This window comes from Mycobacterium sp. IDUB_24 (genome assembly GCF_055419385.1).
Map to the genome: position 1 here is coordinate 853254 of NZ_JBVAXO010000001.1, position 21037 is coordinate 874290.

Sequence of the window (21037 nt, forward strand, 5' to 3'; positions counted from 1 at the left end):
CGCCTAGCCCGCCGGACGCGGACGGGGCTTGAGCCGTCCGTTCGGTAAGGGCGGGGCGGGTAGCCGCGCGATGTTGCCGCGGTAACCCTGCACATCGCCGAAGCGTGCATCGTCGGCCTGCCAGAGTTCGCGGTAGGTCGCGATGTCGTCGTGGCTGCGGCCGACGAAGTTCCACCACATCACCAGTTCCTCGGTGAACGGTGGCCCGCCGAGCAGGAGCGCCCGGGCGGGACCCACGCCGCGGTTGACCAACTGCAGCTGCCTACGCCCGGGGGCCTGATATCCCAGATCGGCGACCGCCAGCGTCGTGCCGCACACCTCGATCGCACCTTGATCGAGCAGTACGCCATGTTCGAAGGACGGGTCGACGTCGAGCGTCAGCTCGGCGCCCGGCTCGAGGTCGATCTGCGCGCCCAGCAGCGGCGTGAAGGTGTGCACCGGCGACTGCGACGGGGCCAACTCGCCGAGGAACACCCGGAGGGTGGCGCTGTCGACGGTCCGCGGTGGCGGTGCGTAGTGCGCGAAGTCGCGTCCGGTGTCGCGGGCGGCATCGGGCAGGGCCACCCACAGCTGCACGCCGTGCAGGATCGGCGCCTCGGGCATCGAGACCTCCGAGTGGCAGATCCCGGCGCCGGCCGTCATCAGGTTGAGCTCGCCCGGTCGGACCATGGCGTGGACTCCGGCGCTGTCGCGGTGTTCGATGAGGCCATCGAAAAGCCAACTGACCGTTTGTAATCCAGTATGCGGATGGGGCGGTACGTCCATGCCTCTGCTGGTCCGGATGTCGTGCGGGCCGTAGTGGTCGGCGAAACACCAGGCACCGATCATGGACCGGTCCCGTTGCGGCAGGGTGCGCCGGACCAGGATCGCGCGCGGTCCGCCCAGCGGCACCTCCCGCGGGTGCAACACCCCGGTGAACTCCGAGTTGGCGCACGTGACTTCGGCAGGCGCGGTGTCGGTGTTGCTCATGAACCTCACGGTAACCGCGTTCGGCCGAACCGGCGCGCGGTTAGCATGTCCGGCATGACCGGGGGACTGACTGCCGAAAGTGTTCGCAGCACCGAATTTTCGAAGCCGCCGCTGGGCAAGCGGGGTTACGACAAGAAGTCGGTCGACGATTTTCTGGCGTTGGTCGCCCGCCGGCTCGACGGGCGCGGGCACCTGGGACCCGATGATGTCCGCAACATCGTGTTCCCGAAGCCGCCGATGTTTCAGCGCGGCTATGACGAAGACGAAGTGGACAGTTTGCTCGATGCGGTGGTCGTCACGCTCGAGCGGTAGCGAAGAAGAAGAAGGGGACGGTGCCGGCACTGCGCCTCGCGGCGAGTGGTCGCTCGAAGCGACGGTTCTGGTGTGGGGCCCGGGGCAATGCCCGACACCGTCCGAGGGTGTAACGACACACCCCGGGCCCCTATTCCTCCCCCAGTGGAAACTCGCCCCCGCCCTGCCGTCCCCTCGAATCGGCAGGGAGAAGGCCAGAAGAACTGGTGAAACCCCTGTTGCGTGAGCGGATCAGGCGGCTTCGGGGAAGACCAGGCCGAGCTTGCGCACCGGGTAGCCGTTGCGCTCGGCCAGCGATCGCAGCTGTTTGAGCGCGAAGCTGCGGCCACGGCCCGCCTCGGGGACCATGATGCCGGCCCAAAGTCCTTCAGCGCGGGGCAGTTCGCAGGCCTCGCGGGCGCAAAGCCAGCGCCGCGGGCATTCCCGGCAGATGACCTTGGCCTGGTCGTCGGGGGCGGAGGTCCACCGCTCCGGGTTGCTGGTGCAGATACCGAGCGGGATGCCGTTGGCCATGAGTGCGTTCATGCTGCTGCTCCTGTGAGGGCTCCTGTTGCGGTGTGTACCGCGGTGAGGGGAACGCTATAGGAACAACCGTAGCGATGCAACAGTTTGAACGAAACCGCAGCGGTGCAACGCTACGGAAATTTGCATTGGTAACGATGCGTAATCACCAGCGGAAAGTCGGTATGGATCCAAATGTGCACGTCAGACCGCCTATGGGTACTTCGATGTACCCGTAGCAGGGCTGCGGTTCGTCCGGCCGAGAAGCCGTAGCGTCGAGGTTGTTTGCTACAGATGAAAAGAAACCAAGGTGTAGCGGTGCTTCGGTCTGGGGTTAGGATTGAGAGGTCCCGGCAACCGCTTCGGCACTAGCGCTGAAGCCGAGCACATCGGCGAGGAACAGCCCCGTATGACCGACGCTGAGTACGATCTCGCCACTGGTGAGTTCGATGTCGGACTTATTCGCGCTGGCGCTGCAGCCGCAGCGAGGCGCCGCGAACTGGACATCAGTCAGCGCAGCTTGGCCGCCGACGGAATCATCAACGCCGGAGCGCTCATCGCGTTCGAGAAAGGCCGCAGCTGGCCCCGCGAGCGCACCCGGCTCAAGCTCGAAGAGGTGTTGCGTTGGCCGCCGGGCACGATCGCCCGGTTGCGACAGGGTGGGCCGGTACCCGATCCGACCATGCCTGCTCCGGCGCACGTCGAGCCGCCAACTGTGGTCACCGCGCAACCTGCCGCCGTGCGATTGGCGACCACCCCGCCGGCCAGCGACGAGGTACCCCTGATTGCCCAGGCGGTCCTGACCGCGGTGAGCACCCTAGAGTCGACGATCGCCACGTTGCCGGCCGTCGGGGCACCGGAGTTCACGCCGCGGGTCACGTCGGTACTGGCTGACCTGCGTCAGCTCGAGGCGGTGGCTGCCCGTGCGGCGCGGCTCAGCATGGTGACCCCGGCACTGATCAAGGCGCTCAGTGCGGTGCGGCGCCAGATCGATGAGCTGACCACCCTTGCCGCCACCGCGCCCGGTGCCACGCTCGGGCAGCGGCTGTATGCCGCGCGCCGGCAGTCGAATCTCACGATCAGTGAAACTGCTACGGCCGCAGGCGTTTCCGAGGACATCGTGGCGCGCGCCGAGGCCGAGTACCCGGTCGACGCGGCCGCCGTCCATGCCCTGGAGGCGCTGATCGGCGCGATGCGCTGAGCACGCCCTGTCAGCGGTCCCGTCGCTCGTCATGGGTGGGGAAGTGCTCGGCCAGCGCCGCGGCGATCTCCAGGAACCGGCGCCGGGTCGGCGTCGACATCTCCCGCGGGTCGACGACGCCGCCGGGCCGCAGATGCCCGTCGAACGGGACCTCGATCACCCGCTGGCCCTGACCCGAGAACTGTCCGGCCAGGATCGTCCGGGTGCGTTTGTCGGCGTGGCCGTCGGAGTCGTTGAGCACCACCACGGTGCGCTGCAGCAGTTCCGTCATCTCGTGGGCTGCGAGCCAGTCCAGCGTCTGCCCGGCGGTGGCGGCACCGTCGACCCACGGGGAGGACACCACGATCAAACCGTCGAGGTCGCGCAGGACCTCCTGGGTCACCGGCGAGTCCATGGTGGAACTGCAGTCCACCACCGAGATGGAGAAGTGCCGGTCGAGACGGGTGGTGGCCTCGCGGTAGATGGCCGCGTCCAGCACCCGGCGGCGGGCCGGGGTGCCCTCGCCCGCCAGGACGAAAAGCCCCGCGGCGTTGGTACCGACGCGGCTGCGCACGTCGGCGAACGAGTCCAGGTGCTTGTCGTTGGCCAGCTCCCAGTACGAACTCTGGGCCTGGGGGTCGACGCGGCTGCCGAGCTTGCCGAATGACGTGTCGGCGTCGATGGCCACCACGCGGTCGTCCTGGCGCAACTGGGCGAAGATCGAGCCGACGCTGGCCGAGACGGTGGTCTTGCCGACCCCGCCCTTGCCCATCACCCCGACCTTGTAGTGGCCGCGCAGGAGTCCCTTGATCTTGGTCTCCAGCTCGGCGACCCGAAGGTCTTCCGGCGACGGGCCGGGATTGACCATTCCGAACGTGGCCCGGTACACGAACAGCCGCCAACCGCTGCTCGGTGGCTGACGCTTCGGCGGAACCAGGTCATTGACCCGGATGCGGTCGGCGTAGGACCCGGTCGGCAGGGGCGGTACGCCGGGTGCGGGCATTCCCGGGTCCGGTGCGAATCCGCCCTCGGCGGGCCAGGGCTGACCGGGTGGTGGTCCGTAGGGCCGCTGCGGTGGCGGGCCCCCGGGACCGGGCGGACGCTGCGACGGGAGCTGCCAGCCGGGCGGGTTCTGCTCCCACGCATCCGGCCGGTGTTCGGGATGGCCCATGTTCGGTGGTGCCTGGTTGGGCGGTGCCTGATGGGTGTCGTGCGGTTGTTGCGGAGGCGCGGGCGGGGCAGGAGGAGGCGGCGGCGCCTGTTGCTGCGGCGGTGCCGGCGCTGCCGGCGGTGCGGGGGGCGCCTCCCGGAAGGTGCTGCGGGCGCGCTCGGCGTCGCGGTCGACGGGGACGACTTGCGATGGGCTCGAATCGTCGGAGTCGGAACTGGCCGGGGCCTTCGACGGCATGAAATCCACCGGGGGCCGTCCAGGTATCGACGGCGGCGGCTCGGGTGGTTTGCGGCGGGTCGGCCGGGTGTCGGGTTCGAAGTGTGATTCCTCCGGCCCCGTCCAGCCGAGCTCTCTACGCAAGGTGTCGTCGGGGTCGGGCACGCCTGAATCTCCTCATCGAACTCACGTAAGGGAACTTTGACCGTGTTCAAGTATCGACTACAACCCGTCCGGCTTGCATGATCCGCCCGTAATCCGGCCGAACTAACGGCGTAGCAAATTTTGATGGCAAACCCCGTGGTGGGTGGAAAAGGGGGTGGGCGGTGTGCCCGGAGACAGTCCGAACTGCCCTTTGGCCGACGCCCCGGGGACGCCGCACGAACATGCCGCCCAGCCCTTCGGGTGCTTCCGGAAAAGTGGCCGTTCACTGCCATTAGTAGTGGTCGGAACGGGTCAGAAGACGGTCGTCCGGAGCCCGTCGGAGGCGCGAAATTGGTGCGCTGACCGGGTCGGATGCGCTGGTAATCTCTGTTCCGGCGAAGGGGATGCGGGGTATGGGACTGCTGGGGGATATTGCCGATATCGGCAAAGGCGTGATCGAGAACAATCTGAAGTGGACCGAGCGAGCCGCGAAGGTCGGAGAGTTCATCGTTCGCAACACCGTCGGCGCCGATCTCAGCCAGCAGGCCGCCAACTTCTTCGCATCGCAGATCGGTCGGCGTCTGATCAGAGCCGCCCGGTCGCCGATCCTGGTAGCCGGTCAGCAGACCATCGAGTCGATGAAGCGCAGCACCGGAGTGGGCGATCCGGAGAACGGGCAACGTTTCGGTGCGGGGGCCGACAAGATGGGCGCGGTAGGGCAGGTGTTGGTGTCGGCTTTCCCCGACGACAGCTGGGACAGCAGCGGGGCCAGTGCTTACGCGGGCCGCAACGGCGAACAGGTCGGCCGGGTCCAGACGATGCTCGGGTTGGACACCATGGTGGCCGGGGTGCTGTCCACCGAAGCCGGCCAGATAGCGGCTACCCGCGACAGTCTCGACGGACACTCTGACTGGCTGGGCGCGATGAGCCTGCTCACCACGAGCGCGGGAATCGTTCCGGGTTTCGGGCCGGCCGCCCAGATGACGGCGGAGTTCGCGATGGTCGCCAAGGCCGTCGGCGAGTCCCACAGCGATCTGCGGACTCTGTGCGGTCACATCGATGAGAACGCGGCCGTATTGCAGACCGCAGCGACGCAGTACGAAACCTTGGCCGGCGGCGCCACCCCCACCGGTGCGGAGTTCGAGCCGCCGGCCGGAGAGCCTCAGCTACCCACCGCGCCGGAAGATCCCGGGGCCACGGATCCGGGAGGACCCACTGGCGGCGATGGTGCTCCGTCGGTCAGCGGTGCTCCGTCGGGTGGAGCTGTTCCGGCGGGTGGGGGCGGCGGTGCCCCCTCGACCGGCGGAGGGATAGGCGGAGGAGGAGGTGCTCCGTCGACGCCTTCGATGCCCGCCGGCATGTCAGGTACGGGGTCCCCGTCGCAGGATGCGGCGACGAATGCGGCCGGCGCCCTCGGCGGGATCCTGGGCTCACTGGTCAGCCCGTTGAGCGGAATACTCGGCGGCATCACCCAGGCTGCCGGACAGGCTGCGCAGGCGGCCACCCAGGCCGGGACGCAGGCGGCGCAGATGGCCAGCCAGGCGGCCGGGCAAGCGGGCGGTCCCGTCGCCGACCAGCTCGACAAGGCGTCGGACAGCCCCGGCGTCGACACTGACGGCCGGGACGGCCGGGACGACGAGGATCGGGACGGTCGCGACGAGGACGACGAGAAAGACGAGCACGACAAGGACCGCGAGAAGGACGGCGAGGACGGCGAGGACCGAGTGGGCGAGCCCGAGGAGGGTGAGGCCGGTGGTCTGCCCGCCACGGATTCTGCGGGCGCGCCTGCCGATCCGCTGGGTGCCGGCGCGGATGACGAGGCCGCCAAGACGCTGCCGCCCGACCTGGAGGCCATGGCCGCCGGCGGTGCCGCGGCTGGTCCGGCTCCGGTGCATGTCGGGGCGGATTTCGAGCAGGGCCAGCTGCATGTGGCAGCGGCGGCTACATTAGATCGCGGTGTACCCGGATCTGCGGCCGTGATCGACAGGTAAGAATTCGGGGACAGGGATCGAGGGGAATTTCATGGCGGGTGATTTGCGGGTTGCCACCGCGCATTTACAGGAGCTATCGGCCAAGCAGGGCCAGGCTGCAACCAGCCTGACTGTGGCGACCGGCGTGGTCGAGGGTGTCGACGCCGCGGTACGCCTCACTCATGGGCCGATTTCGTCGTCGACGGCCTCAGCCGTCGCGGCCGCGCTCAACGCGCGTCGAGCTGCGGGAACTTGTCTGGCCAGTGTGTCGCGTGACCTCGGAGCGAAGCTCTCCCGCGCGGCGGCCGGGTACGACCGGACGGATTCGGCGATGTCCGGTGCCCTCCGTGGAACCGTTCGGTAGAGGGGGAGCAGACGCATGACTACTCCTTACAGCGCAGACGCGAATGCCCAGGCGATCGACGATGTCGTCGGCGTCGAGCTGACCATCGACGGGATCCTGGTGGTCGCGGACAAGCTGGGGCTGAGCGATTTCCCGCCCTCGATGGGAATCCGGTTGAACATTCCGCAGCCCGATCTGCGGAACATCGTGTGGGAACAGGTGGGCCGTGACCTCACGGCCCAGGGCGTGCTGGATGTCTTCGGTAACCCGCACCCCGAGGTGGCGGCGATGCTCGACACGCTGAGCCGGCCCGAGCGCACGCTGGAGGGGCGCTGGTGGCGTCGCGACGCGGGCGGCAAGATGATCCGGTTCGTGGTGTGCCGCAAGGGCGGTCGGCATGTGGTCGCGGCCCGCGACAACGACATGCTGGTGCTGCAGCGGGTTGCCGCCCAGGTGGGTCTGGCCGGCATGGTGATGACCGTGCTCGGCGAGGGGCTGCCGGCCAGCGTCGAGCCTTTGACCGGGGTTGCGGCGACGCTGGCGAATTGCCGGACCGCCGACGAGCTGACCGGCTACGGGATCCCGCCGACCTCGGCGCGGGTCTACGCGAACATCATCTCCGAGCCGGAGAGCTGGGTGGAGCTCGTGGTGTCCGAGCGCAATCCGGGCGGCACGATCGCTCAGGTAGACGTGGCCGCGGGCGTGCTCGACTCGAAGCAGGGACGCATCGTGTCCATCCCGCGCCGGGTGAACGGCGAGCTCTACGGCAGCTTCCTGACCGGGACCAAGGACAATCTGCAGCGGGCTTTGGACGGTTTGATCGAATTCCTGCCGTCGGCTTCATGGTTCGACAAGTCTGATCCGGACAGCTCCTACGCGTACTGAAAGAGGCCGCCACGGTGGGTGACTTTCCGCCACATTCTCCGGACGACGATGACGACTATGACGACCTCTCGGCGCTGGACTCCTCGTACGCGGACGACGCATCGAACGCGGCGGGCCTCGACGCGCTCGGGACCTATGACGACTTCGTGCCGGCTGACGATGCGGTATCCGGCGACGGGTTCTCGGACGTGCCCGCTGCTGAAGACGACCAACTCACGGTGCCGCTGTTCACCGTCACCAACCCGCCCGAAACCGTCACGGTGACGGCGTTCATGGACGGCCGGGTGCACCAGATCGAGTTGGCACCGAAAGTCACCACCCTGACCGAACGGGATCTCGCCGAGGAGATCCTGGTGATCGCGGGTCTGGCTGCTCAACAGGCCAAGTCCGCCCAGTACTCGTTCATGCTCGCGGGAATGCGGGAGCATGGACACGACGACGCGGCGACCCGCGACTTTCTGACCCGTGACCTGGATCTGCCCACCCCGGAGCAAGCCGATGATGCTCGGGCCCAGGTCTTTTCGACCCGCTATGGAGGCGACGATGGCTGACCACCTTGCTGGAATGTTCGGTAGCGCGGTCGGCATGCTGTCCGGCTCGCCGGCCCGCTCACTCGAGATATTCACCGAGATAACCAATTACGACGAAACCGCCTGTGATGCGTGGGTCGGTCGGATCCGCTGCGGAGACACCGACCGGGTGACGTTGTTCCGGGCCTGGTATTCACGTTCGAACTTCGGTCAACTGGCCGGTACCGCCGAGATCTCGATGAACGGTGTCGGCGCGCGGATCCCGATCGGCGGCATCTACGGGAAGGACATCTCCTACCCGATCAACTCGCCGTTGGCGATCACCCTGGGCTTCGCGGTCCAGGAGGCGGCCGAGGGTAACTTCGCCGACGCGATGGAGGCCTTGGACGATGCCCCCGCCGGCGGGTCCGAGCACCTGGTGTCCTGGGTCAAGGCGGTGGTCTACGGTGCGGCGCAACGCTGGACCGATGTGATCGATCAGGTGCGCGGCGCCGACCAGTGGCCGGACACGTTCCTTGCTGCCGCGGCAGGTGTGGCCCACGGCGTGGCGGCAGCCAACCTGGGGCTGTTCACCGAGGCGGACCGGCGCCTCACCGCCGCGGACGGTACGCCCGCAGCGGCGGCCTGCTCACGCGCCATCGCCTGGTTCCTGGCGATGGCCCGGCGCGCCCAGGGCAACGAGGAATCCGCCCAGGTTCTCCTGGAATGGTTGCAGGCGAACTACCCTGAGCCCAAAGTTACTGCAGCACTGCGTGATCCGGCTTACCGGCTGGAGACCACGACCGCTGAGAAGATCGCTGCCCGCACCGATCCGTGGGATCCGTCCAGCGTGGTGGCCGATACCTCCGGGCGGGACAAGCTGCTGGCCGAGGCGCAGGCCGAGCTGGACAAGCAGATCGGTCTGAGCCGGGTCAAGGAGCAGATCGAGGCGTACCGGGCGGCGACGCAGATGGCGCGGATCCGGGCCGCGCGCGGCATGAAGGTGGCCCAGACCTCCAAGCACATGATCTTCGCGGGTCCGCCCGGTACGGGTAAGACGACGATCGCGCGCGTGGTGGCCAACATCCTGGCCGGGCTCGGCGTGATCGCCGAGCCGAAGCTGATCGAAACCTCGCGTAAGGATTTCGTCGCGGAGTACGAGGGCCAGTCGGCGGTGAAGACGGCCAAGACGATCGACCGTGCCCTGGGGGGCGTGCTGTTCATCGACGAGGCTTACACCCTGGTGCAGGAGCGCGACGGCCGTGCCGACCCGTTCGGTACGGAGGCGCTGGACACCCTGCTGGCCCGGATGGAGAACGACCGTGACCGTCTGGTGGTCATCATCGCCGGTTACAGCAATGACATCGACCGCTTGTTGGAGGCCAACGACGGTCTGCGTTCCCGGTTCGCCACCCGTATCGAGTTCGACTCGTACTCGCCCGACGACATCGTCGAGATCTCCAAAGTCATTGCCAAGGCCAATGATTCGTGGCTCGATGACGATGCCTGCAAGCGGGTCAACGAGGCGGCCTCGTTGTTGAGCCAGCGCACGCTCAACAACAAGCCCGCGCTGGACATCGCCGGTAACGGTCGTTACGCACGGCAGCTGGTGGAAGCCGGTGAGCAGAACCGTGACATGCGGCTGTCCCGGTCGCTGGACTTCGAGAGCCTGGGCGTCGAGCAGCTCAGCGAGGTCAACGGAGACGACATGTCGGCGGCGATCGCGGCGGTTCACAGTCGCCTGAATATCGGCGAATAAGCGATGGCAGGCTTCCGGCTCACCACCAAGGTCCAGGTCAGCGGCTGGCGCTTTCTGCTGCGTCGCGTCGAGCACGCGATCGTGCGCCGCGACACCCGGATGTTCGACGATCCGCTGCAGTTCTACAGCCGTGCGGTGTTCGCCGGCGTCGTGGTGTCGGTACTGATCTGCCTCGGCGCCGGGTTGATGGCGTACTTCAAGCCGCTGGGCAAGCAGGGCAGCGATCAGTTGTTGGTGGACCGCACCACCAATCAGCTCTACGTGATGCTGCCCGGAAGCAATCTGCTTCGCCCGGTGTACAACCTGACCTCGGCGCGGCTGGCGCTCGGTAATTCCGGTACCCCGTCCGCGGTGAAGTCCGAGGAGCTGAACCGGTTGCCCAAGGGCCAGCCGATCGGTATTCCCGGTGCGCCGTATGCCACGCCGACCGGTGCGCCCGCCTCGCGGTGGACGTTGTGCGACACCGTGGCCAAGCCCGACAGCTCGGCGCCCAAGGTGGAGTCCTCGGTTCTGATCAGGTCGCTGGCAACGGATACCGCGGTCGGCCCGATGCGCCCGAACCAGGGCATGCTGGTGTCCTTCGAGGGTGGCAACTGGCTGGTCACCCAGGACGGCAGGCACAGCATCGACCTGTCGGACCGGGCGATCAGCTCGGCTGTGGGCATCCCGGTCACCGCGAAGGCCACGCCGGTCTCGGAAGGGCTGTTCAACGCGCTGGCCAATCGCGGGCCCTGGCAGCTGCCGGGAATTCCGGCCGCCGGAGCACCGAATACCTTTGGGCTGCCGGACAATTTGGTGATCGGCTCGGTGTTCCAGACGGCCACCGAATCCGATCCGCAGCACTATGTGGTGTTGCCGGACGGGGTGGCCCGAGTCAACGAGACCACAGCGGCGGCGCTGCGCGCCACCAACTCATACGGCCTGATGAAGCCGCCGTCGGTGGAGGCCAGCCAGGTCGCCAAGATCGCCGAGCAGGTCTACGCCTCGCCGTTGCCAGACAAGCCGCTCGAGGTGCTGCTGCGTCAGGACTCGCCGGTGCTGTGCTGGGCCTGGCAGCGGGAACCGGGCGATCAGGCACCCAAGACCACCGTGATCGCCGGCCGGCGGTTGCCGCTCCCGTCGTCGGCGGTCGGCACCGGCATCGACCAGATCGGCGGTGACGCAACGGTGTACATCGAAGGCGGCCAGTTCGTGCGGCTGCAGTCACCGGATCCCCGGGTGGGCGAGAGCCTGTACTACATCGACCCGCAAGGAGTGCGGTACGGCATCGCCAATGACGATGCCGCGAAGAATCTGGGCCTGTCCGGTTCGGTGAACGCGCCGTGGCAGGTCGTCGGGCTGCTGGTGGAGGGCCCGGTGTTGTCGAAGGAAGCGGCGCTGCTTGAGCACGACACGCTGCCTGCCGACCCCCATCCGCGCAAAGTGGAAAGCAAGCAAGGCTCATGACAACCAAGAAGTTCACCCCCACCATCAAGCGGGGGCCGCGACTGACACCGGGCGAGATCAACGTCGCCGCACCGGATGACCTCGGTATCGAGATCCCGCCGTCGGGCATGCAGAAGGCCATGCCCTGGGTCATGGGCGGCTGCATGCTCGGCATGATCGCGATCATGATCTTCACCGGGGTGCGTCAGCTGTCCCCGTACATGCTGATGATGCCGTTGATGATGATCATGGGCACCGTCGGCATGATGGGCGGTGGCGGCGGCGGGGGCAAAAAGGTCCCCGAGATCAACGCCGACCGTAAGGAATACCTGCGGTACCTCGCCGGCCTGCGCACGCGGGTGACGTCGTCGGCGTCGGCTCAGGTCGCGTTCTTCGGTTACCACGCACCGCATCCCGACGATCTTTTGTCGATCATCGGCACCCACCGGCAGTGGTCGCGTCAGGCCAACTCCGACTTCTACGCCGCCACCCGCATCGGCATCGGCGCCGAGATCGCGGTGGACCGCCTGCTCAAGCCGAACACCAGCGGTGAGCTGGCCGGTCCGCAGGGCGCGCCGCAGCCTCACCTGGAACCGGTCAGCCACATGTGGGTCACCAAGTTCCTGCGTACCCACGGCCTGATCCACGATTGCCCGAAACTTGTTCAGCTGCGGACATTCCCGACGATCGCCGTGGGCGGAGACGCCGACGGCGCCTCGGCGATGCTGACCGCGATGATCTGTCATCTGGCGGTATTCCATCCGCCGGACCTGCTGCAGATCCGGGTGCTCACCGACAACCCGGAAGACCCGAAGTGGGCGTGGCTCAAGTGGCTGCCGCACGTACAGCACCAGACCGATACCGATGCGGCCGGGCCCACCCGCCTGGTCTACACCCGCCCCGACGGTCTGAGCGATCTGACCGCGCGCGGCCCGCACAGCGCCGACGCCGCGCCCGGTGGCCCGTACGTGATCGTGGTGGACCTGACCGGCGGCAAGGCCGGCTTCCCTGTCGACGGCCGGGCCGGGGTCACCGTGCTCACCCTCGGAAATCACCGGGGGTCGGCGTACCGGTTGCGGGTCGACGCGGACGGGACGGCCGACGATAAATTGCCGAACCAGAACTACCGCGAAGTCACGCGGGTCGTCGACCGGATGACCCCGGCGCAGGCGGGCCGGATCGCCCGCAAGCTGGCGGGCTGGTCGATCACCGGAACGATCATCGACAAGAACGTCCGGGTGCAGAAGAAGGTCTCCAAGGAATGGCACCATCTGGTGGGCGCCAAGTCGGTCGAGGAGGTGACCCCGGCCCGCTGGCGGATGTTCACCGACACCGACCGCGACCGGCTCAAGATCCCGTTCGGCCACGAGCTGAAGTCCGGCGAGGTCATGAAGCTGGACATCAAGGAGGGCGCGGAGTTCGGCGCCGGCCCGCACGGGATGCTCATCGGAACCACCGGTTCGGGTAAGTCGGAGTTCCTGCGCACCATGATCCTGTCGCTGGTGGCCACCCACCATCCCGACCAGATCAACCTGCTGCTCACCGACTTCAAGGGCGGTTCGACCTTCCTCGGTATGGAGAAGCTGCCGCACACCGCGGCCGTCGTCACCAACATGGAAGAGGAAGCCGAGCTGGTCGGCCGTATGGGCGAGGTGCTCACCGGTGAACTCGACCGGCGCCAGCAGATCCTGCGTCAGGCCGGTATGCAGGTGGGTGCCGCGGGTGCGCTGTCCGGTGTGGCCGAGTACGAGAAGCATCGCGAGCGCGGCGCGGATCTCCCGCCGTTGCCGACGCTGTTCGTGGTGGTCGACGAGTTCGCCGAACTCCTGCAGAACCACCCCGACTTCATCCAGCTGTTCGACCGAATCTGCCGCGTGGGCCGGTCGCTGCGCGTGCACCTGCTGCTGGCCACCCAGTCGCTGAACACCGGCGGCGTTCGGATCGACAAGCTCGAGCCGAACCTCACCTACCGAATTGCGTTGCGTACCACCAGCTCTTCCGAGTCCAAGGCGGTGATCGGGACGCCCGAGGCGCAGTACATCACCAACAAGGAGAGCGGCGTGGGCTTCCTGCGGGTGGGTATGGAGGACCCGGTGAAGTTCAGCACCCTCTGGACCGGAGCCAACTACGTGCCCGAGGTCGAGGAGTCGGCCGACGGCGAGGTCAGGCCACGCTCGCAGCGTCAGGCCCGGCTGCGGATTCATCAGTTCACGACGACACCGATTTTTGATACGGCGGTGACCTCATGAGTACAGATGCCGAACCGAGGGTCCTGCGTGAGGTCGTCCTCGGGCAGTTGGGCACCGGTGAGAGCCGCGCTTACAAGATGTGGCTGCCGCCGCTGACCGATCCGACTCCGGTCAACGAGTTGCTCGAGCGCGACTACCAGCGTCAGCCACTGCGCTTCCCGTTGGGAATCATGGACGAGCCGCGCAGGCACCGACAGGACATCTGGGGCGTCGACGTCTCGGCGGCCGGCGGCAACATCGCGATCGGCGGTGCCCCGCAGACCGGCAAGTCGACCTTCCTCCAGACCCTGATGCTGTCGGCAGCGGCGACCCATACGCCGCGGCAGGTGCAGTTCTACTGCATCGACCTCGGCGGCGGTGGCCTGATGTACATGGAAGACCTGCCGCACGTGGGCGGCGTGGCCACCCGTGCCGAACCGGACCGGGTCAACCGGGTGGTGGCCGAGGTGAAGGCCGTGCTCAGGGCCCGGGAGCAGGTGTTCAAGCAATACCGGGTGGGCTCGGTCTCGGCCTATCGCGAGATGCGGGAGGACCCGAACAATCCGGCCGCGCAGGATCCCTTCGGTGACGTCTTCCTCGTGATCGACGGCTGGCCGGCGTTCGTGGCGGATTTCCCCGATCTGGAACCGGCAGTGCAGGATCTGGCCGGCCAGGGCCTGGCGTACGGCGTGCACGTCATCATCTCGACCCCGCGCTGGACCGAGCTCAAGTCACGCGTGCGTGACTACCTGGGCACCAAGATCGAGTTCCGGCTGGGCGATGTGAATGAGACCCAGATCGACCGGATCACCCGGGACATCCCGGCCAACCGGCCGGGCCGCGCCGTCTCCCTCGAGAAGCATCACCTGATGATCGGTGTTCCCCGGCTGGACGGTGTGCACAGTTCCGCCAACATCGTCGACGCGATCACGGCGGCGGTGCGGGAAGTGGCCTCGCGGTACACCGACCAGGCGCCGCAGGTGCGGGTGCTGCCGGAGAAGATCTACCTGCATCAGCTCGACCCGAACCCGCCGGGAGCCGATTCCGATTACCGGACTCGCTGGCAGGTGCCGCTGGGGGTGCGCGAGTCGGACCTCGCGGTTGCCTACAACCAGATGAACATGACCCCGCATCTGCTGATCTTCGGTGCTCCGAAGTCGGGGAAGACCACCATCGCGCATGCAGTGGCCAAGGCGATCTGCAGTCGCAACAGTCCCGACCAGGTGCGGTTCATGCTGGCCGACTACCGGTCGGGCCTGCTCGACGCGGTGCCCGAGTCGCATCTGCTGGCAGCCGGCGCGATCAACCGCAACAGCGCGTCGCTGGAGGAGTCGATCAAGGCGCTGGCCACCAACCTGAAGAAGCGGTTGCCACCGGCGGACCTCACCACCTCGCAACTGCGGTCGCGGTCGTGGTGGAGCGGTCCGGACATCGTGCTGCTGGTCGACGACTGGCACATGATCACCGCGGCCGCGGGCATGTTGTCGCCGATGGCGCCGTTGGGTCCGTTACTGCCGGCCGCGGCAGATATCGGGCTGCACGTCATCGTGACGTGCCAGATGAGCCTGGCGCACCGGGCGACGATGGATAAGTTCGTGGGTGCCGCCTATGGCGCCGGTTCGCCGACCTTGTTCCTTTCCGGCGAGAAGAACGACTTCCCGTCCCGGGAGATCATCGTCAAGAAAAGGCCGCCTGGCCAGGCATTCATGGTCGCGCCGGAAGGCAAGGAAGTCATTCAGGCGGCCTATGTCGATCCACCCGAAGAAGAAGTGTTCGCAGCACCCCAATAGGGCAGTTAGTATTTATCCAACGCACTCAGCAACGCTGGCGGCGGCCCGCCAGCAAAGAGATCGGGGGACAGATCTCTTGACGACATGGCAAACTTCTGCCACGTCGCCTTTGGGTGCTTGTCCCTGGTTATTGGTAATCGAAACAGGGGAGCAGGCAAATGCAACCGATGATGCACAACCCGGGCGCCGAAGGTGTTGCGGCACAGGTGATCGCAAACGCGGCCCGCGGTCTGGCCGGCGGCACCACCGCTACTGCGGCCGTCACCGCGCTGGTTCCGGCCGGCGCTGACGAGGTCTCGGTAATGGCTGCGATGGCCTTCGCCAGCGAGGGCGTCGAAGCTCTTGCGGCGAATTCGTTCGCGCAGGAGGAACTCACCCGGGCCGGCGCTGCCATCCAGGAGGCCGCGGGTATCTACAACGCGGTCGACGCAGCTCAGGCCACCACGCTCTAGCCGCCTGCCGGCAAATCGTCAGAGATAGGGTCGTCCAGCAATGGTCATGGCACCACCGGTTCCACCGACCTGGTTTGCAATGCCGCCAGAGGTCAACACCGCGCGCTTGATGTTGGGTGCCGGCCCGGCGCCGATGCTTCAGGCGACCGCGGGGTGGGAAGGTCTGGCCATCCTGCTGGAGACCCAGGCCGACGAGCTGGCTGCGGCGCTGAGCACCCTGACCTCGGTGTGGAGCGGCGCGGCAAGTGAACGCGCCGTTTCCGCAACGATGCCGATGATCATGTGGCTGCGGACCATGGTGCTGCAGGCGCAGAAGCGGGCGTTGCAGGCAAGCGCCCAGGCGAGCTCGTACACCCTGGCTCTGACGACCACTCCGCCCATTCCGGAGATCGAGCAGAACCACGTCACGAACGCAGTCCTGAACGCCACCAACTTCCTCGGTATCAACACGATGCCGATCGGGTTGAACGAGATGGACTACTTCGTCCGGATGTGGAACCAGGCTGCCGGTGCGATGGAGGCGTATCACGCCGAAACCACCGCCAACCTGCTGTTCGAGCCGTTCGTGCCGATGCAGCCGATCGTGATGCCAGGGATCGGTGAGACGACCGCTGCAGCGGCGATCGCGTCGACGGCGCCGCGAACGGCCATCGGCGTCGCCCGCAACGCGACGATGGAAGCGATCAGCGCCATATCCACGTTGTCGTCGATGAAATTGGCTGTCGGCAATGCTGCTGCGCAGGCCAACCATGCCGAGCAGCGGGCGGTCGGTGCGGCGGGCAAGGGGGAGAACGCCGGGCAGCAGGAGAAGGACCCGACGGAGAAGAACCCCATGCAGCAGGGCATGCAGATGGCCATGCAGATGGGGCAGCAGGCGGGGCAGATCGCGGGACAGATCCCGCAGATGCTCCAGAGCCCGATGCAGGCGATGACGCAGCCTTTGCAACAGGTGACCCAGATGGTCAGCCAGTTCTCCAGCATGGGGGGCAGTGACAAGGGCATGCAGATGGGGCTGATGGGGGCGTCGCCCTTCTCGAACCATCCGCTGGCCGGGGGGACGGGCCCGAGTTCGGGTTCGGGTCTGGTGCGCGCGGCATCGCTGCCGGGCGCACTCGGATCTCCGCCGCGTACGGCGCTGTTGTCCAGCATGTTGGGGATCAGCGGGGAGGCCAAGCCTGGCGCGTTCGCTTCCGCGGCCGGCGCCGCGGGACCGGTGGCGCCGGTGGGCAGTGGCGCCGGCGGAGGTGGCGGGGCACCGGTGCACGCCGCCAAGAACAAGGAAGAGCAGAGCGCCGCCACCAAGGACGGATTGGTGGCACCGACAGCGCTCACGTACGACCAGACAGATGACGGAGACGACGACTGGTAAGTCGTCCACCACACAGACTTTCCGGCCACCCGGCCGGAGGACTCGCCAATTTTCTCTGGTGAGGACAAAGGAAAAATAAGGGGAATCCAAAATGGCACAGATGAATACAGATGCCGCCGTCCTCGCCAAGGAGGCTGCTAATTTCGAGCGCATCTCGGGTGAGCTCAAGAGCGTGATCGCTCAGGTCGAGTCGACCGGTGGCACCTTGGCTGCCCAGATGCAGGGCCAGGCCGGTACGGCTGCTCAGCAGGCGCTGATCCGTTTCCATGAGGCTGCTGACAAGCAGATCCAGGAGCTGAACGAGATCTCGACCAACATCCACACCTCGGGTACCCAGTACTCCAGCACCGACGACGATCAGGCCGGCAACCTGGCCTCGTCGATGCAGATCTGACCTACAGACCACTAGTAAAGGAGACAAGACATGACCGAACAGGTTTGGAACTTCGCAGGCATCGAAGGCGGAGCAAGCGAGATCCAGGGCGCCGTCGGCACCACCGCCGGCCTGCTGGACGAGGGCAAGGGTTCGCTGGCCTCGCTCGCCTCGGCGTGGGGCGGCTCGGGTTCGGAGGCCTACCAGGCCGTTCAGACCCGTTGGGACAGCACCTCCAACGAGCTGAACCAGGCGCTGCAGAACCTCGCGCAGACCATCAGCGAGGCGGGGCAGACCATGGCGCAGACCGAGGCCGGCGTCTCGGGGATGTTTGCCTAGTACTACGAGGCAACAAGCATGCTTTGGTGGGCGGGTGTTCGGACTATCTGATGATGGCCCGAACCCGCCCACCACTTGTGCTTGGGTGTAAAGATCTAACCATCTGTTTTTGACTATCTGAGGGGTCCCCATGTCGGCCGACTATGACCGGCTCTTTCACTCGTCGGAACCGGGTAAACCGGTCGACGACGCCACGGCGATCGTGGACAGAGATGCCATCCTGAAGGCCGCCGCCGCAGCGGCGCCACCGCCGGTCCCGGTTGGGGAAACCAGTTCCACGGATGTGCCCGTGGCCCCCACGGCCTCCACCCAGACTCAGGCCGCAGCGCAGCCGCGGCACGCGGAGACCGCGCAGCAGATGCCTGCGCCCATGCCGCCGCCGCCGGCGAGTGCGCCGCAGTGGCCGCAGAATTCCATGTTGCGGGCCCCGCAGCAGCAGCAGTTCGGCCAGGGCGCACGGCACGAGCAGGCGCGCGCCATGCCCGGTCCGGCCCCGCGCGTCGCGCCCGGCCCGGCGCCGTCGCAGTTCGCCGACCTCGATCCCGAGGTCAGTGGCCAGTGGCGAGCGGGGCAGGCCATCCCGACGCCGGCCGCGCCCGGCCCCACTTCGGCCGCCACGATGGGCAACCACCGCGCGATCGACGCGTTGTCGCACGTCGGTGTCAAGACCGGAGTGAAGATGCCGTCCCAGCGCGGATGGCGGCACTGGCTGTATCTCACGACGCGGATCAACCTCGGTCTGTCGCCCGATGAGGTCTACGAACTTGAACTGCACAGCCGGATTCGGCGTAATGCGCGCGACTCCTACCAGATCGGCGTGTTCGGTCTGAAGGGCGGCGTCGGCAAGACCGCGGTCACGGTCGCGCTCGGATCGGCCATGGCCAAGGTCCGCGGCGACCGCATCCTGGCGATCGACGCCGATCCGGACGGCGGCAACCTGGCCGACCGGGCCGGGCGTCAGTCTGCGGCGACGATCTCGGATCTGCTCGCCGACCAGGAACTGTCGCGCTACAACGACATTCGTGCCTACACGAGCATGAATGGGGCGAACCTCGAGGTGCTGTCGTCCGAGGACTACAGCGGTGCGCAGCGCGAGTTCAACGACGATGACTGGAAGGGCGCCACCGCCGTGGTGTCGCGCTACTACAACCTCGTCCTCGCCGACTGTGGTGCGGGCCTGTTCCAGAAGGCTTCCCGTGGCGTGCTGTCCACCGTGTCGGGCATGGTCATCGTGGCCAGCGCCTCGATCGACGGGGCCCGGCAGGCCGCCATCACGATGGACTGGTTGCGCCAGAACGGATATCAGGATCTGCTCGGCCGGTCCTGCGTCGTCATCAACCACGTCACGCCGGGTAAGCCGAACGTTGACGTCGAGGATCTGGTGCAGCAGTTCGAACGGCACGTCCCCCCGGGTCGGGTCGTCGTGCTGCCGTGGGACAAGCACGTCGCCGCGGGCACCGAGATTCAGCTCGAGCTGCTCAGCGACACGTTCCAGCGCCGCATCACCGAACTGGCCGCTGCGCTGTCCGACGATTTCGACAGGCTTGAACGGCGTTGACCGCGACCACAGCTGCCGCTGACACGTCGAACGCGACGCCCGGCAGGCCGTCCACCACCAGGGTCACCATCCTCACCGGTAAGCGGATGACGGACCTGGTGTTGCCGGCCACGGCGCCGATCGAGACCTACATCGACGAAACCGTCAGTGTCCTGGGCGAATTGCTGGAGGACACTCCGAAGGACACCCTCGCTGGTTTCGACTTCTCCGAGCAGGGCATGTGGGCGTTCGCCCGTCCGGGTGCGCCGCCGCTGAAGGCCGACGAATCCCTGGACGATGCCGGGGTGGTCGACGGCTCGTTGCTGACCTTGGTTTCGGTCAGCCGTACCGAGCGGTACCGCCCGCTGGTTGAGGACGTGATCGACGCGATCGCGGTGCTCGACGAATCGCCGATCTTCGACCGCACGGCACTGAATCGCTTTGTCGGCATTGCCATTCCGGTGGTAGCCACCGTCATCACCGCCATGTCGCTGGTGTCCTGGAGCGGGGCAGGCCAGGGCTGGTGGTGGGCGCTCGCGCTGGGGTTGTTCGGCCTGGGCTTGCTCGGCGGCAGCTTCGCCGCGCAGAACCGTTACCAGAATTTGGATTTGGCCGAGAGCCTGCTGTTGGCCGCGACAATCGTGCTCGGCGGTGCCGCGGCGCTGGCCGTGCCATTGCCCTATGACGCCGATTCTCTTGGTGCGCCACAGCTCGCGGGTGCGGGCGCGGTGGTGCTGCTGTTGACGTTGGCGACCCGTGGCGGGCCGCGTCGTCGGGCCGATGTGGCCTCGTTCCTGGCAGTGCTGGCGATCGCCATCACCGGCGCGGCGATCGCCGTCGGTTACGGCGGAGCCGCGTGGGTGCCGGCCGGCGCCATCGCGTTCGGGTTGATCGTGGTCACCAACGCCGCCAAACTCACTGTCGCCGTGGCCCGTATCGCCCTGCCGCCGATCCCGGCGCCCGGTGAGACGGTGTCCAACGACGAGCTGCTCGACCCGGTCATCACCCCCGACGAGGTCGACGAGGCTTCGCCCACGTGGAAGGCGATCATCGCCTCGGTGCCGGAATCGGCTGCACGGCTACAGGAACGCAGCCTGCTCACCCGCCAGCTGTTGATCGGCTTCCTTTCGGCCGGTGCGCTCGTGCTGTCGGTCGGCGCGATCGCCGTTGTGGTGCAAGGACATTTCTTCATCCACAGCATGATCGTGGCCGCCCTGGTGGCTGTGATCTGCGGCTTCCGCTCGCGGCTCTATGCCGAGCGGTGGTGCTCCTGGGCGCTGCTCGCGGCGGCGATTGCCGTGCCCACCGGTGTGATGGTGCGCTTGTGCCTGTGGAATCCCGGTAGCGCCTGGCTGGTGCTGGCGATCTACACGGCGCTCGGGTTGGTTGCGGTGATCGCCGTCGGTGCCACCGATGGTGTGCGCCGCGTGTCCCCGGTGACCAAGCGGATCCTGGAACTGGGCGACGGTGCTGCCATCGCCGCGGTGATTCCGTTGCTGCTGTGGATCGCCGGCGTCTACGACCTGCTCCGGAACCTGCGTTTGCACTGAGGTTTACGGGGTAGG

General features: G+C 67.1%; 19 protein-coding genes. 16 read left to right on the forward strand and 3 right to left on the reverse strand.

All coding sequences use genetic code 11. From position 1 onward, the window contains the following. Positions 1 to 3: 3 nt before the first annotated feature. Entirely contained in the window at positions 4 to 969 is a 966-nt protein-coding gene (locus ACZYZF_RS04210; RefSeq protein WP_463834624.1) for a pirin family protein, read from the reverse strand. 45 nt (positions 970 to 1014) lie between these two features. Here ACZYZF_RS04210 and ACZYZF_RS04215 point away from each other — a divergent pair, with 45 nt between their 5' ends. After that, positions 1015 to 1281 carry a DivIVA domain-containing protein gene (locus ACZYZF_RS04215; RefSeq protein ID WP_463743386.1) on the forward strand — a complete coding sequence of 89 codons (267 nt, stop codon included), beginning with the start codon at positions 1015 to 1017 and terminating at the stop codon, positions 1279 to 1281. 231 nt (positions 1282 to 1512) lie between these two features. Here ACZYZF_RS04215 and ACZYZF_RS04220 read toward each other — a convergent pair whose 3' ends face one another. After that, positions 1513 to 1806 (reverse strand): WhiB family transcriptional regulator, encoded by a 294-nt coding sequence (locus ACZYZF_RS04220; protein WP_463743385.1) that lies wholly within the window; start codon positions 1804 to 1806, stop codon positions 1513 to 1515. 385 nt (positions 1807 to 2191) lie between these two features. Here ACZYZF_RS04220 and ACZYZF_RS04225 point away from each other — a divergent pair, with 385 nt between their 5' ends. Beyond that, positions 2192 to 2983, forward strand: coding sequence for a transcriptional regulator (locus ACZYZF_RS04225; RefSeq protein WP_463834625.1), 792 nt, complete (start codon positions 2192 to 2194; stop codon positions 2981 to 2983). Between the two features lie 10 nt (positions 2984 to 2993). On the opposite strand, the gene ACZYZF_RS04230 is transcribed toward ACZYZF_RS04225, so the two are convergent. Further along, a complete protein-coding gene (locus ACZYZF_RS04230) occupies positions 2994 to 4514 on the reverse strand; it encodes a MinD/ParA family ATP-binding protein (RefSeq protein WP_463834626.1) in 1521 nt (506 codons plus the stop codon). Positions 4515 to 4906: 392 nt separating this feature from the next. Between ACZYZF_RS04230 and ACZYZF_RS04235 the strand changes: the two genes are divergently transcribed. From ACZYZF_RS04235 to eccD, 14 genes are all read left to right on the forward strand, one after another. Then, positions 4907 to 6484: an EspA/EspE family type VII secretion system effector gene (locus ACZYZF_RS04235; RefSeq protein WP_463834628.1), complete on the forward strand. Its 1578-nt coding sequence runs from the start codon at positions 4907 to 4909 to the stop codon at positions 6482 to 6484. Between the two features lie 31 nt (positions 6485 to 6515). Beyond that, positions 6516 to 6827 carry a type VII secretion target gene (locus ACZYZF_RS04240; RefSeq protein ID WP_463743381.1) on the forward strand — a complete coding sequence of 104 codons (312 nt, stop codon included), beginning with the start codon at positions 6516 to 6518 and terminating at the stop codon, positions 6825 to 6827. Positions 6828 to 6842: 15 nt separating this feature from the next. Continuing rightward, positions 6843 to 7691 (forward strand): ESX secretion-associated protein EspG, encoded by an 849-nt coding sequence (locus tag ACZYZF_RS04245; RefSeq protein WP_463743380.1) that lies wholly within the window; start codon positions 6843 to 6845, stop codon positions 7689 to 7691. A gap of 14 nt (positions 7692 to 7705) precedes the next feature. Continuing rightward, complete coding sequence (locus ACZYZF_RS04250; protein ID WP_463743379.1) at positions 7706 to 8242, forward strand: YbaB/EbfC family DNA-binding protein; 537 nt, start codon at positions 7706 to 7708, stop codon at positions 8240 to 8242. After that, positions 8235 to 9959 carry a type VII secretion AAA-ATPase EccA gene (eccA, locus tag ACZYZF_RS04255; protein WP_463743378.1) on the forward strand — a complete coding sequence of 575 codons (1725 nt, stop codon included), beginning with the start codon at positions 8235 to 8237 and terminating at the stop codon, positions 9957 to 9959. The genes ACZYZF_RS04250 and eccA overlap by 8 nt, the downstream gene beginning before the upstream one ends. Positions 9960 to 9962: 3 nt before the next feature. After that, entirely contained in the window at positions 9963 to 11405 is a 1443-nt protein-coding gene (gene eccB / locus ACZYZF_RS04260) for a type VII secretion protein EccB (protein WP_463743377.1), read from the forward strand. Next, on the forward strand, positions 11402 to 13633 hold the full coding sequence (gene eccCa, locus ACZYZF_RS04265) for a type VII secretion protein EccCa (protein WP_463743376.1): 2232 nt from the start codon (positions 11402 to 11404) through the stop codon (positions 13631 to 13633). The genes eccB and eccCa overlap by 4 nt, the downstream gene beginning before the upstream one ends. Then, positions 13630 to 15402, forward strand: coding sequence for a type VII secretion protein EccCb (gene eccCb, locus ACZYZF_RS04270; protein WP_463743375.1), 1773 nt, complete (start codon positions 13630 to 13632; stop codon positions 15400 to 15402). Before eccCa ends, eccCb begins: the two co-directional genes overlap by 4 nt. A 158-nt stretch (positions 15403 to 15560) precedes the next feature. Next, positions 15561 to 15854: a PE family protein gene (locus tag ACZYZF_RS04275; RefSeq protein WP_463743374.1), complete on the forward strand. Its 294-nt coding sequence runs from the start codon at positions 15561 to 15563 to the stop codon at positions 15852 to 15854. 40 nt (positions 15855 to 15894) lie between these two features. Then, on the forward strand, positions 15895 to 17223 hold the full coding sequence (locus ACZYZF_RS04280; RefSeq protein ID WP_463743373.1) for a PPE family protein: 1329 nt from the start codon (positions 15895 to 15897) through the stop codon (positions 17221 to 17223). A gap of 91 nt (positions 17224 to 17314) precedes the next feature. Then, positions 17315 to 17617: a WXG100 family type VII secretion target gene (locus ACZYZF_RS04285; RefSeq protein ID WP_463743372.1), complete on the forward strand. Its 303-nt coding sequence runs from the start codon at positions 17315 to 17317 to the stop codon at positions 17615 to 17617. Positions 17618 to 17647: 30 nt separating this feature from the next. Beyond that, positions 17648 to 17935, forward strand: a complete 288-nt coding sequence (locus tag ACZYZF_RS04290; RefSeq protein ID WP_135451381.1) for a WXG100 family type VII secretion target — start codon at positions 17648 to 17650, stop codon at positions 17933 to 17935. Between the two features lie 130 nt (positions 17936 to 18065). After that, entirely contained in the window at positions 18066 to 19493 is a 1428-nt protein-coding gene (locus ACZYZF_RS04295) for a MinD/ParA family ATP-binding protein (RefSeq protein WP_463743371.1), read from the forward strand. Continuing rightward, on the forward strand, positions 19490 to 21022 hold the full coding sequence (gene eccD, locus ACZYZF_RS04300) for a type VII secretion integral membrane protein EccD (RefSeq protein WP_463743370.1): 1533 nt from the start codon (positions 19490 to 19492) through the stop codon (positions 21020 to 21022). The genes ACZYZF_RS04295 and eccD overlap by 4 nt, the downstream gene beginning before the upstream one ends. Positions 21023 to 21037: the final 15 nt, after the last annotated feature.